The sequence below is a fragment of the Akkermansiaceae bacterium genome (assembly GCA_019634595.1).
In the GTDB taxonomy this organism is placed as follows: domain Bacteria; phylum Verrucomicrobiota; class Verrucomicrobiia; order Verrucomicrobiales; family Akkermansiaceae; genus Luteolibacter.
Map to the genome: position 1 here is coordinate 136,110 of JAHCBC010000004.1, position 17,278 is coordinate 153,387.

Below are 17,278 nucleotides of genomic sequence, written 5' to 3' on the forward strand. Positions count from 1 at the left end.
TCTAATTCAGGGGAACGATCTTCTTGTCCGTCTGCCCCGCTGGCAGCGGATCGGGAAAAGCCAGAGCCTTGCCATCGATCGAAATCTCCAGCCGGTAGCTGCCCGCCGTCATTTTGTTCTTGTTCGTGATCAACAGGATGAGGCTGCCATCGGCCTCCGCCGTGTAGGCGATCCGCGCGGGTTCACCGGGAGCCGGAGTGTGACGCGGGCCGTTACCACCGAGCCAATGGTTCTTTTTGCTCAGGATTTCCGGCGTCACGCCCGTGCTGCTCAGGGTCACTTCCAAAGCCTGGCCGGACTTGAGATTGACCTGATAGTTATCGCAGAAATATTCCCCGGCGTAGAGGTAGTCGCCTTCGGCAAAAGCACCGCTGAGAGCAGTGGATCCGCTGGGATCGCTCGGCGCGGCCGCGGAGCTGTCGATACACTGCATCCAGGCGTTGATGAACTCCTCCACGTTCGTCACATCGTTCTCCCGATCTCCCCGCACCAGATTCGCCAATCCCTGAATCAGCTTCGTCAGAGCCTCCTGCTTCATCTCCTTCTTGGGCCATGTCTGCCGGTCGTCGGACTGCGTTCCCTTGTTGTGCCGCACCTCCTCCACCTTCTCGCCATCGATCTTCATCGCCCATGCCGTCGCATCCTCCGCATGTTGCAGGTTTCCCTCATCATCCAGAATCTCCACCAGCAACCCATCCGCTGCGTGCGCCGTGAACCGCCACGCGCCATGCCCGCCTTCGGAGTAAACCAGCACCAGCCCCCTGACCGATCCGCCCTCCCTCTTCAGCGTTAGCGCCGCGCTCCGCTCGTCTTCGAAGCCGACCTCCACGACGTCCACTCCATCCATGCCGCCATCAGGCTGGATCGCGGATTCGAGCAAGCGTACCACATCATAGCTTCTCCCCTCGTGACCCTTCTCCGCCCGGATCGCCGTCAGTTGCCACGGGCGCTCGCCCTCGACACGCTCCACCCCGATCCAGATCTCCCGCGGCTGGCCGAAGTTCTTGAACGTCACGATCACCCGCCCCGCCACCCGGCCGCTCGGCATCTCGCTGATCTCCGCCTCGTGGATCTTGAATTCGCTCAACTCGAAATCCTGACCATCCACCAACACATCAAACCCCAACCCCGCCGGATCATCCTTCGTTTTCTCAAGATACTCCGCCACCACACCGCCGAAATTTTTATGCAGATACCCGCCCGCCGCACTCGGCAACGCCTCCTTCGTCAGTGGTGCAGGGATCACATCCTTCCCCCCCGTCTGATACGGCGCATACAACGCCGCCGCCAGCTTCTCCGCCGATTGGAAATGCTCCGCATCACTCGCAACTGCCGATGCGACCAACGCCCAACTCACAGTGAAATATGAAATATATGTCTTCATAAAAATCATCTCCTTTCAACGAAGCTTCCCCGTGATCTCCCGCCCGATCTCGATGGCCTCTTTCCTCCATCTCCCGCCTCGCTCCTCGTCTTTGTGCGCCGCCACCACATCGGTCATCGAATCATTCCGATACGTCACCAGGCAAAACGACCGCTCTGCATCCACCTTCACCACCAGTCCGATGTCACGCTCGTTCGCCCACGTCGCCGACTGCCCTAGCCCCGGCACCTCCTCACTATTTCCTTCCGGCACCTTGTATCCCCGATACGACAGCAACCACGTGCGCTTCGCCGGTTCCCCCGGCTGGTCGCAGTTGAGTATCACCTGATTCTCATCGGAAAAATGCACCGTCACATTGGTAGCTCCGAGCTTCTGCTCCAGCAGCTCCTGCAGAACCTCGCCCGGGCCTTCCGCAGTCCGCACATCTCCGGCCTTTGCCCCGCCATCGCCCGCATCCCGCTGCTCCCCACACGAAACCAGCCCCACCAGCGTCACCAATCCCCAAACCGCACCTGTTAGTCGCATTTTCATATCAAAATTCCCACATAGGGGCGGATCATTGAATCCTCCTCCACCATTCGTTGTCTTCCGGAACTGTTTTCCGGAACGACTCTCCCCGCCGGGGTATTTTATCCGATGATCCTTGCCCTGTATCACTGGAGTCCGGCAGCATATGGCTGATGAATCAGGCCCGTTTGGAAATGTCCTACTTTCGGACGGGAGACTCGTGGACACTCGAAAAAGTCACATTCTGCCCACGCGACGGCGATCCCGCCATCGAGTCCATTCGTGCCGACCGCTACGGTCGCGCCGGTCGCCCCTTTGCCTGGACCAAGGCGATGCGTGCGCTCTGCCTGCTCCTCCTCCGCTACAAGGTGGACCCGCGGAACTCCGACTGCATGGACGGCAATAAAAACTCACCCGTCCAGACACTCTATCACCTCCTCGACCACCCCGAGCGCAGCGCGGCTGCCATACCGTTCACCACCGCCGAGGGCGTCTGCCACCTGAAAGCCATCCTCTCCTGCCTCAACGCCGGCATCGGCCCCGACGGACTGCCGCACAAGCGGATCGCCATCGAAAAAGACCGCCTCCCCGTTGAGAATCTCGTCATTCTCGCCAACTCACAACCCGCCGGAGACGACCTGATCCGGCACCTCATCGCGGATCTATCAAAGGCATGGCCATCCTTCGCCGCCTCCGCCACGCCGGTCGCCCCCCAAGTCGAGCTTGGCCGCTTCCCCAATAGCAAAGACGCGCTCGTCGGCCGCACCGCCGAGCTCGCCGAACTCGACTCCCGCACCCGTTCCCACCGCCTCATCGTCCTCGAAGCCCCCGGCGGCTCCGGCAAAACCTCGTTAGTCGTCACCTGGCTCAATCGCCTGCTCGAATCGGAAACCCACCCGTTTCCCCGGATTTTCGGCTGGTCGTTCTCGGAACAAAGCCGAGCCGCCGACCACACCATGGCCGCCGACGAATGCTTCGGCGAGCTCATCCGCTTCCTCGGCGACCCGTCCCCACCCGGCCAGAGCGCCTACCAACGCGGCCGAACCGCCGCCAAGGCCCTCATCGGAAAATCCGCGCTCGTCATCCTCGACGGAGTCGAAACCCTCCAGATCACCACCGGCCCCTCCACCGGCCATCCGCACGATCCCGCCCTAAAAGGTTTCCTCCACGAAATGGCCACCGCAGGAGCCGGATGCTGCATCCTCTGCACCCGCCTCACTCTCCCCGTCCTCGGCCCGGACACCCACCTCCCGCTCGGCCCCCTCGCTCACGCCGCTCGCATCGGCCTCCTGAAAAATCACGGCATCACCGGCTCACAAGCCGACCTCCGGCGGCTCGGCGACCTCAGCCAAGGCCACCCGCTCACCCTCTCCCTCATCGGCATCTACCTCAGCAAAGCTCACGGCGGCAGTGCCCGCTGCCTGGCCGAAGACCCCATCGTCCTCCACGAAGACGGCGGCCCCGGCTCCCACGCCCGCCTCCTCATGGCCGAACATACCGAACGGCTGAAAGGCACCGCCCACGAAACCCTCATCCACCTCCTCAGCCTCTTCGACCGCAAGGTCACCCTCGACGAGCTTTCCGACCTCATCTTTCACACCCCGGGCCTCTCCTTCGGCACCGCCGTCATCGCCTCCCTCCCCCAGCTCCGCGCCATCGCCGCCGACCTCGCCTCCAGCGGACTCCTCACCGCAGGAACCGCCTCACTCGAGTGCCACCCCCTCGTCGCCCGCTACTTCCGCGACCGCTTCAAAGCCACCCAACCTGCCAACTACCGCTCCGCCCACTCCCGCCTCTACGAGAAAATCATCTCGGATCCCTCCATCCACCACCACCCGGAAAACGCCGCCCAATACGAAGCCCTCCTCCGCTCCTTCTTCCACGGCCGCGAAGCCGGACGCATGGCCGAATGCTGGAGGGAAATTGCCTGGAAGCGCATCATGCGCTCCGGCCGCGAATACCACCTCACCGCCCACCTCGGCGAATTCCACCTCTGCCTCCGCGCCTGGGCCTCCTTCTGGGAAACCCCCTTCGAAAAACTCCACCCCGACCTCCCCCCCGAAGCCCACCCCATCGTCCAGGCCTCCGCCGGCTTCAGCCTCTTCATGGTCGAGCGCATGGAAGAAAGCGAACGCGTCATCCGCCGCGCCCTCAAGCGCTCCCTCCTCTCCACCCGCCCCCACCACGCCCTCCAGGCCTCCGTCGTCCTCGGCTACATCCGCATCCGCCAGCGCCGCTACGCCGACGCCCGGAAGGCCCTCGCCCCCGCCGCCGGACTCGCCCGCCTCGTCGGCGACCGCGACGCACCCGACCACGTCCTCCTCGCCCCCATCTGTCATCTCGCTCTCGTCCACACCCTTGAAGGACGCCTCCATCGCGCACGAAATCTCTTCCAATACGCCCTGAAACGCTACCGCTCCGGCCAGCACCCGGAACTCCCTCCGCAGTTGCTATCCACCTACTGGGAATTCCTCATCCGGACCAACGACCTTGTCACCCTGGGGAAAAGCCTAGCCGGAAACGCCGAACAACTCCGCTCCATCCCGCTCCTCGAACAAATCGGAATCGTCCCCCTCTATCGCGCCAAATCCGCCATCGCCCAATATCACTCCCGCGCCGATCCATCCCTCCTGACCTCCATCGACCTCCACACCCACGAAGCCTGCGAACAAAGCTCGCTCAACGGCTGGAAAGTTTTCCACACCGACAACCTCCTCACCCGCGCCCGTGCCCTCGAACTCCTCGGGAAATGCGACGCTGCCCTCTCCACCCGCCGCGAAGCCCGCGACCTCGCCCGCTCGCTCGGGTTCTCCGATAGCGAATCAACCGCCCGCGACCTCCTGCACTGATCCAGCGTGAACGCCTGCGGTCATGGATGATGGTCCCTGACCATCTTCCGCAGATTTTTCCCCAGCCCGAACAAGACCAAAACATCGTCTTCCTCGAACGGTCGGTCCGGCCGGGGGATGCCGAGAACCTTGCTGATGGGTTGGCGGACGGAACTGAGCGCGGCGGCTCCGCGGGACTTCCCGATGGTGACGAGATTCAGATCATATCTGGATCGCAGCTCCGCGTCCTGCAGGGTCTTACCCAACAGCGACGGAGGAGCCATGATCTGGGCGATCTCGTAGCCACCTCCCAGATCCAGGCTGTCGATCAGATCCGGAGTTTTGAGCGAGCGTGCCAACCACGCGGCTGCCATCGCTTCCGGAATCATCAGTTCATCGATCTTGAGCAGCTTCAAGAGCCTTCCGTGGAGCGGGTTGATGATCCTGCTGATAATCCTTTTCGCTCCGAGTTGCTGAAGATTGGCTGCGATGGAGAGGGAAGCCTCGAAATCCTCACCGATGGCAAGGATTACCGCGTCACAAGCATCAACCGGGATCTCATGGAACGCGGCGATGTCCGTGCAGTCTGCCCGGACGATGTATTCGATCTCATCCTTGAGCGCATGAATGTGGGCTGGATCATTGTCGACGGCCACGATTTCATGTCCGTCACGCCCGAGTTGGCGTGCAAGCTGAGTGCCGAAATTGCCGAGGCCGATGATGCAGAATTTCATAGGTGATTGTCAGATGAGGAGGATGTTTTCGCCGGGCTTGCCGGAGGCGGGCCGCTGGTCCGGCCGGATGAGTGTCGCCAATACCGTGAGCAGACCGATTCTGCCGACGAACATGTTGAGGATGATGAGGCACTTGCTCCCCTCCGTGAGCGAAGGGGTGAGATCGATCGAAAGCCCGACCGTGGCGAAAGCGCTGACGAGTTCGAAAAGCAGACGTGTTTCCGAATGTCCGGATCCTCTTTCCAGGTGCTGCAGGAACACGAAATTCACAGCGAGCCACAGGATCGCTAGAAACACCAGTCCGAGTGCGCGCGAGCCGGTCTCCGCGGGAATGGTTCTGTTGAACACCACCATCCCCCGGGAGCTTCCGCGGAGCTGCAACCACAGGTGACCCAGCGCGACGACGACCGTCGTGGTCCGCAGCCCGCCGGCCGTTCCACCGGGGGAACCTCCGATCAGCATCAGGACGATGGTCACCTGGATTGTGAGGACACTGATACCTGACATGGGCACCACGTTGAATCCCGCCGTCCGCGCCGTCACCGAATGAAAGAAGGCGGCCAGGACGCGCCCGCCGTTTTCCGGTCCGTTCCAGAGCAGATACTCCGTGACCAGAATCATCACCGCTCCGCCGGTGATCAGCACGGCGGTGACAGCAAGCACCAGCCTGGACTGGACTCTCAGGCGGTACTTCATGCGCTCTTTGTTTTTCCATCTCCGGAACTTCGCCACGGTCCACTGGGTGAGGTCCTCGTTGGTCAATGCGCCCAACCCGCCTACGATGATCAGCGCCATGATGCCCACTTGGCAGAGAACATTGTCCCGCACCAATGAATCCGCCAAGCCGTCAGGCAGCGTGGAGAAGCCCGCATTGCAGAACGCTGAAACCGAGTGGAAGATGGCTTGGAACAACCGGTCTCCCGGATCCGCGATCGCCCCCAACGAGGAATAGAGCACCGCTGCTCCCACGCCCTCGCACACAAAGGTCATGATCACGATAAATGCGAGGGTGTGGCCTACCCTCGCAAGACGGTTTTCCTGAAGCATCCGGCCAAGCAAGAGCCGGTCATGCATGGAGAGACCTTCGAACAGAACGACCGCAGCGAAAAAAGTCAGGGTCATGATGCCAAGGCCACCCACCTGGATCAGGAACAGGATGACAAGCTGTCCGGTGAATGAAAAGTAAGTCGCCGTGTTCTGAACGGCCAACCCGGTCACGCAGACGGCGCTGGTGCTGGTGAATGCGGCGTCAAGCCACGAGCAGCTCTCTCCGGCCACCGTGCACCGGGGCATTTTCAGCAAGAGCGTGCCTGCCACGATGATGAGGAAGAAAGATGCGATCAGAACCAATCCAGGATGGAATGCGCGCGCCGTGAACCTGCCCTGATAGTGGATCAACGAGGCCAGGCCGGAGGCAAGCACCACGATCTGGATGAAGAGGTGATTTCCTACGCTCCAGCCCCCATGCCGGGAGAGAAACAGCAAGATGATCCCCGCCAGCACGATCCCCGCCAAACCCACATGGTAGGCCAGGCGGCGCTTTTCGGCGTGTGAGTGGCGCATCTGGCGGAACACCCAGCCCCGCTCGACCGCGAACGCAATGCCTGTAAAAACAGTCAGCCAATGCTGCCAGTCAGTGACCTCACCCGTCCAACCGACGATGCCCAACAAGCAAATGGACGAGGCAAGGGCGAACAGAGGATGCAGCCATTTCCTGCAAATCTTCACCGAAGCCGGTGTTTCGTCCTGCCCATCGAATTCGTCCATGTAGCAGAACCCTAGCCAAGGGACACGCGGCTGCACAAGACGAGTTCAGCTCCAGCGTCCCCCTGTCGGAACCTGCCTCCCGCCGCAGTGCAAAAGCTCGAAGCCCATCACTTTTTCCCCTCCTGTTGAATGGCCGCGTTAATTTCCGTGAGACGGGCGGCGAGATCTTTGGTGGCAGGGTGGGAGGCGATGACTTCCCTTTCCCGCTGGAAGTAAGCGGTGCTTGCTGCGGTATTGGCAGCAATCAACTCCGCCAATTCGGGGATTTTGGAGGCTTGTTCGTCGCGGCGAGTCCGGAGTTCGGAATTTTTCTCCTGAGCGGCTTGCTTTGCCGCCGCATCGTTGGCTGCCACGGCTTTCGCCATCGAATCGAAGACTTGTTTGATTTCCGCGTTGAGGGTGCTGAGTCCAGGATGTGCTTCCATCCCTTCGTTCAGGGCCTTGTTCGCAGCAAGGGAAGCACGTTGTAGTTCCGCAAGTGCGGGGTCGATCTTGGTGGCATCGGGCACGGCTTTTCGGATCGCCCTGTTGATTTCACGACGTTCGGTCTTGAGATCTTCCAATGTTTCCGCTCCGACAGCAACGGCTGCAAGTGATAGCAGGAGGCAGACCGTAATTGCCTTTTTTCTCATGACCAGTGGATTCATCGTATGAGTTTGGCTAAACGCGGGCGGTTTTGTCATGACTTTTCTTTGCTTCGACTTTCCTTCAAGCCCGCCTCCCTACGTGGGATCCTGATCGCCTGGAGAAATCTGTTTGGGTGACGATTTCACCGATCTGGACAGCAGATGGGCGGCCACCGGCAAGGTGATGAACAGGAACGCAAGTGCCAACGCCGCCTTGAACCACGCGGAAGCGGTTCCCAGCACCGAAGCGGCGGCGAGCAGGGTGAATCCAAATCCGAAGGTACTGGCCTTGGTTGCTGCATGAACCCTGGCATAGAAGTCGGAAAACCGGAATACCCCGAGAGCCGCGACCAACGCGAAAAAACCCCCTATCAGGATAAAAGCGGAAGCAAGCATCGTCATCATTCGGGATCTTTCGGTTCGTCGGTTTCGCGCTGGAGATACCTGCCCAAGGCCACGGTCCCGAAGAAGGCGATCACGGAGAAGACCACTACCACATCGAGGATCGCCTCATCGCCGGTGCGGATGGCATGCGAAACCATCAGCACCGCTGCCAACAAGCCGAGAAGGTCGATCGCGACCATGCGGTCCGCGGCGGTTGGTCCCGCCGCCATCCGGAAGACGCACAAAGCCAGCGAGACGAACAGCATCCCGTCGAAAAGGTTGAGAACGAGATCTGGGATCATGGTCGCGGTTTTCCCAAGGCTTGGTGGATCAGCGTCTCCAGCTCACTCCGTGTCCGGTCCGGGGAGGTCATGTAAAGCGCGTGGACGAGCAGGACTCCGGAGGCATCCTCTAGATCAATCGTCAGCGTTCCCGGTGTCATCGAAATCAGGCAGGCTGCCTCCCATTGTTGGATCGGATCATATCCCTTTACCGACACTTCGACGAATCCAGGAGTAAAGCGGGGATTCCTACGGAAAGCGTCCACCGCCACACGTAGGTTGGAGAGGGTCATCTCCCGCAAGTAGATCGGCAGGAACCGGACCAATGCTGGGACTCTCAATATCGTTCTTTTCCAGAGATAGCTCATGGAGCTGACGGGTTGGTTAGTTGTCGGGCGGCAATATCCGCGAGTTCGAACAGCAAGGACGGATGGATGCTGATTGCGATCGTGGCGGCGGCGAGAATACCCATCGGAAGAATGTGGGCGATGCCGACGGTTCTAACTTCTCCGGCGTCAACCGGTCGGTCTTTCCAAAATGCCTCCGCCCAGATCTTCGTCATCGAAAACAGCGTGAGGATACCCACCGCCAGGGCCACCGCCCCGGCAAACCATGCTTGGGAATGGAAAAGTTCCTTCAACAGGGCCAGCTTGGCCCAGAACCCCGAAAACGGAGGGATGCCCCCCAGCGACAGTGCGGGGATCAGAAACAGCACCGCCAGCCAGGGAGCTTTCCTGTAGAGTCCTCCAGTTTTCTTCAGGTCTTCCCCTCCACCCAACCGGTCGATCACCGAGGCGGCGAAGAACAAGTTCGATTTCACGATGATGTGATGGATGATGTAGAAGATCGTGGCGGAAATCGCACCAGCGGTGCCCAGAGCCAACCCCAGGGTCATGTAGCCGATCTGGCTGATGATGTGGAATGACAGAATACGCCGCGTGTGGAATTGGCTGGCGGCCCCCAGCACCCCCACGACCATTGTAAGCAAAGAAGCCCACCACAGGATCGGCAGGATGAATTCACGCTCCGTGACGAACGCAGCCCCGAATGTTCTGATCAGCGCGTAGACCCCGACCTTTGTGAGCAGTCCCGCGAACACCGCCGATACGGTGTGCCGAGGGGTGTGGTACGATGAGGGAAGCCAAGCATAAAGGGGAAACATCCCCGCCTTCACGGCGAAAGCGAGCATGAGCAGCACCGCCGACAGCCGGATCCCCGCCTGCGAACCTAGGCCCTGCGAGATCCTGGTGGCTATGTCGCCGAAATTCAGTGTCCCCAAGGTAGCATATAAAACTCCGGCCCCGATCAGGAAAACCAGCGAAGCGACGATATTGAGCACCACATATTTCACCGCCCCCTCGATCTGGCCTTTGCCTCCGCCCAAAGCGAGCAACGCGAAGGAAGAGAGAAGCATCACCTCGAACCAGACGTAGAGATTGAAAAGGTCATTGGTGAGAAATGAACCGCACACCCCGAAGAGCAGGAACTGGTAGAGCGGCTGATACCCCCTCCTCTCATCACCTGCAGGCACTTCCCCGATGCCATGAACGGCACCACAAAATCCGATGATTCCGGTGATCGCGATCATCAGCGCGGACAGCATGTCCGCCTGAAGTCGGATACCGACGGGCGCGGTCCACCCCCCGACATCCAGTCGGACTGCGCCCTCACCTTTCACAGCAGCGACAAGCATACAACCAGCCACGGCCAGCAGTCCAGTGGCGATGACGGATACCGCGCGTTGCGCACGTCCCCTCCCCATCAACAGGATCTGGACGATGGCGGCGGCCATCGGAATCAGCAAACAGAGATACAATGGAAACGGATGCATCATTTCAGACGTCGGTTTCCACGAGACGGTCCAGATCGTCCGTCTTGAGATCGTGATGGGCTTTCTTCAGCAACACGATGGCGAAGGCGATCACCCCGAAGCCAATGACGATGGCGGTGAGGATGAGCGCCTGTGGCAGCGGATCCGGAGTGCCCGCCGGTGGACGGGTGGCTCCCTCTCTGACAATCGCTGAAACTCCCGGCCCCAACCCGGGCAGCACCAGAATAACGAGGTTCGCCGCCTGACTCAAAAAAAGCACGCCAATGAGCATGCGGGTGAAATTCCTGCGCAGCATGAGGTAGAACCCGCAGGTAAAAAGGAACCCGGTGAGAAGAATGATGATGGTTTCCATGAACTTTATGATTTTGCCAAAGGCTTGGGATTTTCCGAACGGATCAATCTCGTCAGGATGAGCAGGGAGACCCCCACCACGACCAGATACACCCCACAGTCGAACAGGAACGGAGTGCCGAATTTCGTCTTGCCCACAAATGGCAGCCACAGGCTTCCGATCCATACACCCTGCATGAACGGCAACCGGGAAAACAAGGATGGCAGGACGCTTGCCAGTGCAGCCGCCACCCCTCCCGCGATGAACAGCAGAGGGGTTCTGGCTCCGTGGACAGGCCTGTCAGCTTGAGCCAAGCGTTTCAACACCAATCCGGCCCCCGCCACCAGACCACCGATGAACCCACCTCCGGGCTCGTTGTGTCCTCGGAAAAGCAGCAGCACCGACATGAAGATCAACAGCGGGGTCATCCAGGTGACAGCCGTTCGGAACAGGGGTGTCGCCACCGCCAGCTCCGCTTCCGCATTGCGGCGTCCGCTGCCAAGCAGCAATCCCGCGACCCCGATTGAAGCGATGGCCAGCACGCAGATTTCGCCCAACGTATCCAGCGCCCGGAAGTCCACCAGAATCACGTTCACCACATTCCTGCCGAAAGCTTCCGGATAGCTGCGTTCCGACATTTCGGCAGAAACCCTGAGTTCGTCCGGCATCGGGCTGGTCCTCACGGCAAGCAAGGCTACGGTGATTGCCAGTCCCCCGGCCAGCGCGATGATGAAGTCCCATCTTCTCCGCCTCACGGAGGAGCGGGCGACAGACTGGATCGGCGGCAGTTGCCGTATCACCAACGCGAAAAGCACCAGCGTGAGTGTCTCCACTAGCACCTGCGTGAGAGCCAGGTCCGGAGCACCAACGAGAGCGAATACAAGTGCCACTCCGTAGCCCACCCCACCCATGGCCAAAACCGCCATCACTGTTGATCTGGACCGGATCGCAACGACACCGGCAAACACCATCAACACCGCGACACCGAGCGGCAACAACCTCACCGGGCCGCTTTGGGGGAAGCCAGCCCAAGCGCTGCCCCACAATGCCGCAGTTATCAGGGATGAGAGACAAAGAATCACCACTACCAGATAAAGGCGGAGATTGCCGTGCTGAAAAAACCGCGTGATGGATCCGGCCGCTCCGATCGTCGAATGGACGCCGTGATCAAACAGCTCCGAAGCCTTCAGAGGAATGCGTTGGAGACCCAGGCCGATGACCGCCCTCACCTTGTCCCGGAACACGTAAAGAAACACCCCTGCCACGACCGTAACACCGCTGATCGCCAACAGCAGGCTGAACCCATGCCACAGTTTTAGACCTGATTCCACCGGATGGCCTACGATGTCCCGGACCGCGGGATCGACAAGGCCCCTCCCGAGAAGACCGGGAAAAAGCCCGACGACCGCCCCTGCCACCGCGAGCAGCAACGGACCGATCAGCAGGGCGGACTTGCGCGCCTTCGGATTGACTTCAGGCATCTCGCCACGCTTTCTGAATGGAGAAATTCCCACCTTCAGAGCTACCGCGACATTCACCGCATTCGCCGCGAAACCCAAGGTGGTGAGCAAAATCGCAAAATGGGTCGCCTGGAGTTCCGCCTCATAGAGAAGCTCCTTGCCAATGAACCCAATGAATGGCGGAAGCCCTGACATTGAGAATGCGGCCAATGCGGCGGCGAAAGAAAGCATGGGAAGCGGTTTCCCCAGCCCTTGCAGCAACGTGATGTTCCGGGTGCCTGTCGCCTTGTCCACAACACCAGCGATCATGAACAACGGAGCCTTGTAGAGAGCGTGAACAACCAAAAATACCATGGCTGCTTTGATCGCCAACTCGGTCCCCATCCCCAGCAACATGACGAGCGTTCCAAGCGCGCTCATCGTCGAATAGGCCAGCAGCCGCTTCAGATCCGTCTGGGCGAGCGCGAACAACCCGCCTGCCAGCATGGTCACCACGCCCACGAAAGTGAGGGTGTCATGCCATAGCACCGTCCCACCCAGAATGGGGAAAAACTTCGCCAACAGGAATACCCCTGCCTTCACCATCGTCGCTGAGTGAAGGTAGGCGCTCACCGGTGTCGGAGCTGCCATCGCGTCAGGCAGCCAGAAATGGAAAGGCACTTGGGCGGACTTGGTGAAGGCTCCCAGCGCTATAAGAGCGAAGATCCCGGTGTAATAGGGGCTGCTGCGGACCAGCTCCCCCCTTTCCTGTAGCTCTGCGAGGCTGAATGACCCTCCCACCGAAGCCACCAGAAGGATGCCCGCGAGTAGCGCAAGGCCACCCGTACCTGTCACAAGCAGCGCACGGAGCGCCGCTTTTCTGGCAGCCTCCTCCTGGTGGGAAAGCCCGATCAGCAGGTAGCTGGCGATACTGGTCAATTCCCAGAAAACAAACAGCACCAGAAGATTGTCGGAGGATGCTACCCCCAGCATCGCCAACATGAACAACTGGACAAAAACGAAGAACGACGGCGATTGGATCGAGCCTTTGAGGTAACCTCCCCCGTAAATCAGAATCAGCGACCCAATTCCTGTCACGAGCATCGAGAGCAACAAACCGGGGCCATCCATCCTGAAGCCTAATGAAACGTCCATCTGCGGGACCCAGTGCCCCGTCCATTCTGGAAGATCTCCTGCTGCTATAGGTGCTGCCTGCATGGCCAGCCACACGAACATCGCTGCTGGGACAATCGCGGACAACCATCCGGCGGCAACCGAATGCCTCGCGGCAAGCCAGGGCCATGTAACTGCCCCGGCGACAATCGCCATCATACCAACAAGGTACCATTCCATACAAGCGGCAGATTAAAACAGAGTTGGCGCTGAAATCAGGTCTCCCTTCATTGGCCTCTAGGTCCAGTTCCGCCAGTGATTTCCGAAAGGGCGGGTGGAATGGAAGGTTTCTTCAAAACTACGATCAAGGAGCTGACGACCCATGTTCCCAAGCCGCCAAGCAGAAATGCGTCCTTGCCGGAAACATGGCCGTCACGGCACACGAACCAGACCAGCCACGCGCCAACCGTCGCATTGATCAGACACTGCCACAAAAACTGGTTCCGGATCAGCCGATGTCCGTATGCCATTGCAGCGGCATAGAAAAAAAAGACTGCTATGGCAGACGGGACACCGGACTCCGTCCACAAGTAAGAGCAGACGAACCCGATAACCAGCAACGAAGCAACGAACGCCAGCGCCCCCAAGGTCCTTGATTTAAGTATGCAAATCGAGCTGGAGGGAGCTTTGCGAGCGATCGACTCGCGAATCAGAAAGATACCGCTGACTACAGTCAGAATCGCGGCGGGAGCCAAAAGGAGATGGTCTAAGGGGTTCATGATAGCACAGCACAGCCATCAGTGGCGACCCTACCACCGGAACACTATCATCGCCGTGAGGGCGAAGAAACCCGAGGCACTTGATCATTGGAGAAGGAACCCGTCAACATAAACCACCCAATCGGTATTGGCGACCATCCGTGCTCACCACGAAGCCGGCCACAGTCTCCTCCTGAACCAGATCAACGTCATCAACCCGGAACTCGTCCGCTGCAACCAACGGATCTATCTCACGAATCTTCCTGTCGAATCCCACCCTCGCTTCGCACGCAGTTCACTCCCGGAACCGCAGACCTGATTGCCCGCCGCCCTACACTCTCACGCCAGAGAGATCAAAGACCGAGTCGCGTAGCGTGCCAGCTCGCCTCGGCGCGAGTGGAAATGCCAAGCTTTCGATAGATCGACTTGATATGGGAAGCCACGGTCGATTCAGCGATTCCGAGATTCTCCGCCACATCGGCATTGCGGAATCCTCGTGCGATGAGCGAGAGAGTCTGCTTCTCACGCTCACTCAACCCGGAATCGTCGTCCTCCACTGGACCGGTCATGCGGAAATGTTCCATGATCCGGCGTGCGATCGACGGAGAAAGAGCGGGTATGCCCTCGTGGAGCTGGACCAATTGACGGCTCAACTGATCGGCAGGCTGCTGCTTGAGAAGATACCCTTGCGCACCGGCCGACAGAGCCGAGATTATGTGGGAATTGTCCCCGACGACGGTGGTGATCACGCAGAGCGTGGAAGGGGAGACCTCGCGGAGAGATCGCAACACATCAAGGCCGGAACCGTCGGGCAGCCCCAGGTCGATGAGCGCGAGGTCGAAAACGGTTCTGTTCCAAAGCTCCCGCGCGGCGTCCACCGTCGCCGCCTCTTGGATGGTACATTCGCTGAAAGCAATCCTCACCACTCCGGCGAGCCAATGTCGCGTCTCCGCCACGTCTTCAACGATCAGTATCTGCTTCATAGCGTCCTTGTTTCACTCCGGGAAAAGGGATTTGTATGGAAAGCCGTGTACCCTGATCCGGTCTAATGATTTCCAGGGAACCGCCGAGCCGCGCCAGCCGTGCCCGCATGTTCGACAGTCCACTGCCACGCGTGGCAGCGGAGGCTTGGCAGCCGTCTCCGTCGTCTTCGATTCGGAGTTGCAGGGAGCCGTCCCCGCTGGATACTTTAACCAAAGTCTGCCGGGCCCCGGAATGGCGAATCACATTGCTGACCGCCTCCCGTAAGATCGAGCGTAGTGCGTGGACGGTGGAAGAGTCCAGCATCGTGTGGTCGCAGCCGCTTCCCTCCCAGCGTAGTTCAATTTCCGCCGCGGTGAGACGCTCGGCGGACTCCATCCGCAGCTCGGCGAAAGCCTCATCCAATGTCAGTGCTTCCGCCGGGGAGTCGTTGATCACCGCCCGGAGATCCTCCAGTGTCTCGCGAATCCTGACATCTTTCCGCTCCGTGGTGTCGCTGTGCAGCGCGGCGAGGAGCTGCGCCCCGATGTTGTCGTGGATGTCGCGGGCGATCCGGCTCCGTTCCTCCGCCACGCCGGATTCATAGGCGGACCTACTGGCGATGGCGTGTTCCAGACTTCTCACCAGCTCACCGGCGAGGGTGGCGTCCTTGGGTGAAAACAGGCGCCGTCCCCCTGAGGCGAATTTGAGCCTGAGGCAGGGCAGTCCCCCCGCGGCTGGCACGGACATGGAAAGCCCGTCATCCCCGACCGCCACCGCAGGCCGTCCCAGTTCCTCCGCTTCCATACCCAGAGGCGAAAAGATCTCCTCCAGCAGCCTCCGCCAGCGGTCGTCGCGCGCGTCTTCCGACGGGGCCAGGGCGACGTCCATCACACGCCCGAACCACTCCGCCGGGTGGGTATCCTGCGTCCCCCGCATGCGCTGCCACATCCATGTCCGCAACGGGAGCCAGACAACGCCGCAGACCAGCAGCGTCAGGCTCAGCGACATGCCCGGTGACATCCGCAGGCCCAGCAGGAACAGCATGTCCAAGACGACCAGCAGCAGTACCGTCAGCGTCCACACCGCGATGCGCCGCCACCAGACACCCAGCTCGAACAAGCGGTAGCGCAGGATGCCGAAGGCCAGCCCGCCATACACCAGCAGGAAAAGCAGGAACGCATACCCCTGCAGCGGGGAGGTATCCACACCGAACAACTGTGGCAGCAGGATGAACAGGACGAACACGCTGGTTCCCAACATCCACGACAGCAGGAACCATTGGAGCGCCGCCCGCTCGACGGGCGTGCGGCTGGTCCGGAACCAGTGGATGCCTGCGAGGATGAAGGTCATGCACACACCCACCACCACCAGGAAACGCCGGGCAAAGGTCATCGACTCGAAAGTCCCCACTTGCTGGGCCACGAACCAGCCCACAAACAGCGCCACCACCAGCACCCCCGCCCACTTGGGGCCGAGCGGTCGCGGGTAGTGCAGCAGCAGCGCGATGAAGCTGGCGATGAACAGGCTGCCGCCGAAGAAATTCAGATCCCCCGCCCAATGGAACAAGGTGCCATCCAGGGCCAGCTCCCGCGTGCTGTAGATGGCCGCCGCAGGGGAAAACAAAAGGGTCGCCGCACCGCTCAGCAACAGGTAGCGGGCCGCAGCGTCCTTCGGACGGAAGGCGAACACCGTGGCGGATACCAGCCACGCCACCAGCCCCACCACCAGTTGCACCCAGAAAACCGCAGGAAAGGAGGTGAACGGCCTCCCCCGGTGATCGGGAACCAAGGTCTCCACCCCGCCGTCCGCTGTCGTCAGGCGGACCTCCCCGGACTCCAGGATTTCCGCCAACCGATCCTGCCGGGAAAGAAACTCCCGGTATGTCTGGTAGTCGCCCATGCTCCCATCCGGCTCGATCACTAGGTCCAAGGCCTTCAGTTCGATTCCGCGGTCATTCCCGGCAATCGCACGGATTCTGGCACCCTCCGGGATGCCGGCGGCCGGACCGGTGCTTTCCACTACGACCACTCCCCCTTCCGCCGCCGGCAGCAGGGACAGGCCCAGCCATGGTTGCGCATGCGCCAGCAGGAGCACCACCCCCATCACCGCCAACCCCACCGCCACCGCCGCGGACATCACGGCCGCCGGAGGCAGCCCATCGGAACGGAGGGACGGAGGGGGAGGCGAAGTCATGTCTGGATGTTATGGAAATCGATCGGGAGTATCCCAGCGTGCTGGGGATATGAACATCCTCCGTTCAGGGGATTCCGCGCCAGGGCCGGATGTGTATCATTCCGGACCAGTAAACAACAACCGGAAACGGACATTCCGC

The 17,278-nt window shown here is 60.5% G+C and carries 16 protein-coding genes; 2 read left to right on the plus strand and 14 right to left on the minus strand.

The features are described 5' to 3' along the window. Nucleotide 1: 1 nt before the first annotated feature. Entirely contained in the window at nucleotides 2–1,357 is a 1,356-nt protein-coding gene (locus KF712_15750; GenBank protein ID MBX3742440.1) for a hypothetical protein, read from the minus strand. 42 nt (nucleotides 1,358–1,399) lie between these two features. After that, a complete protein-coding gene (locus KF712_15755; protein ID MBX3742441.1) occupies nucleotides 1,400–1,915 on the minus strand; it encodes a hypothetical protein in 516 nt (171 codons plus the stop codon). 170 nt (nucleotides 1,916–2,085) lie between these two features. Between KF712_15755 and KF712_15760 the strand changes: the two genes are divergently transcribed. Beyond that, entirely contained in the window at nucleotides 2,086–4,740 is a 2,655-nt protein-coding gene (locus KF712_15760; GenBank protein ID MBX3742442.1) for a hypothetical protein, read from the plus strand. 20 nt (nucleotides 4,741–4,760) lie between these two features. Here KF712_15760 and KF712_15765 read toward each other — a convergent pair whose 3' ends face one another. The 10 genes from KF712_15765 to KF712_15810 form a co-directional block, all read right to left on the minus strand. Beyond that, nucleotides 4,761–5,453: a TrkA family potassium uptake protein gene (locus KF712_15765; GenBank protein ID MBX3742443.1), complete on the minus strand. Its 693-nt coding sequence runs from the start codon at nucleotides 5,451–5,453 to the stop codon at nucleotides 4,761–4,763. 9 nt (nucleotides 5,454–5,462) lie between these two features. Further along, a complete protein-coding gene (locus KF712_15770; GenBank protein MBX3742444.1) occupies nucleotides 5,463–7,220 on the minus strand; it encodes a hypothetical protein in 1,758 nt (585 codons plus the stop codon). Nucleotides 7,221–7,327: 107 nt separating this feature from the next. Continuing rightward, complete coding sequence (locus KF712_15775) at nucleotides 7,328–7,867, minus strand: hypothetical protein (protein MBX3742445.1); 540 nt, start codon at nucleotides 7,865–7,867, stop codon at nucleotides 7,328–7,330. A gap of 75 nt (nucleotides 7,868–7,942) precedes the next feature. After that, nucleotides 7,943–8,251: a monovalent cation/H(+) antiporter subunit G gene (gene mnhG, locus KF712_15780; GenBank protein MBX3742446.1), complete on the minus strand. Its 309-nt coding sequence runs from the start codon at nucleotides 8,249–8,251 to the stop codon at nucleotides 7,943–7,945. After that, complete coding sequence (locus KF712_15785; GenBank protein MBX3742447.1) at nucleotides 8,248–8,532, minus strand: hypothetical protein; 285 nt, start codon at nucleotides 8,530–8,532, stop codon at nucleotides 8,248–8,250. The genes mnhG and KF712_15785 overlap by 4 nt, the downstream gene beginning before the upstream one ends. Beyond that, the gene (locus KF712_15790) at nucleotides 8,529–8,879 is read right to left on the minus strand and encodes a Na+/H+ antiporter subunit E (protein ID MBX3742448.1); all 351 of its coding nucleotides are present in this window, start codon (nucleotides 8,877–8,879) and stop codon (nucleotides 8,529–8,531) included. Before KF712_15790 ends, KF712_15785 begins: the two co-directional genes overlap by 4 nt. Further along, nucleotides 8,876–10,303, minus strand: coding sequence for a hypothetical protein (locus KF712_15795; protein ID MBX3742449.1), 1,428 nt, complete (start codon nucleotides 10,301–10,303; stop codon nucleotides 8,876–8,878). The genes KF712_15790 and KF712_15795 overlap by 4 nt, the downstream gene beginning before the upstream one ends. A gap of 43 nt (nucleotides 10,304–10,346) precedes the next feature. Continuing rightward, complete coding sequence (locus tag KF712_15800) at nucleotides 10,347–10,694, minus strand: NADH-quinone oxidoreductase subunit K (protein ID MBX3742450.1); 348 nt, start codon at nucleotides 10,692–10,694, stop codon at nucleotides 10,347–10,349. Nucleotides 10,695–10,699: 5 nt separating this feature from the next. After that, a complete protein-coding gene (locus KF712_15805; GenBank protein ID MBX3742451.1) occupies nucleotides 10,700–13,465 on the minus strand; it encodes a DUF4040 domain-containing protein in 2,766 nt (921 codons plus the stop codon). Between the two features lie 47 nt (nucleotides 13,466–13,512). Continuing rightward, the gene (locus KF712_15810) at nucleotides 13,513–14,004 is read right to left on the minus strand and encodes a hypothetical protein (GenBank protein MBX3742452.1); all 492 of its coding nucleotides are present in this window, start codon (nucleotides 14,002–14,004) and stop codon (nucleotides 13,513–13,515) included. 127 nt (nucleotides 14,005–14,131) lie between these two features. On the opposite strand from KF712_15810, the gene KF712_15815 reads away from it, so the two are divergent. Further along, nucleotides 14,132–14,302: a hypothetical protein gene (locus tag KF712_15815; GenBank protein ID MBX3742453.1), complete on the plus strand. Its 171-nt coding sequence runs from the start codon at nucleotides 14,132–14,134 to the stop codon at nucleotides 14,300–14,302. Nucleotides 14,303–14,336: 34 nt separating this feature from the next. Here KF712_15815 and KF712_15820 read toward each other — a convergent pair whose 3' ends face one another. Continuing rightward, nucleotides 14,337–14,966 carry a response regulator transcription factor gene (locus KF712_15820; protein ID MBX3742454.1) on the minus strand — a complete coding sequence of 210 codons (630 nt, stop codon included), beginning with the start codon at nucleotides 14,964–14,966 and terminating at the stop codon, nucleotides 14,337–14,339. Then, entirely contained in the window at nucleotides 14,944–17,139 is a 2,196-nt protein-coding gene (locus KF712_15825; GenBank protein ID MBX3742455.1) for a hypothetical protein, read from the minus strand. Before KF712_15825 ends, KF712_15820 begins: the two co-directional genes overlap by 23 nt. Nucleotides 17,140–17,278: the final 139 nt, after the last annotated feature.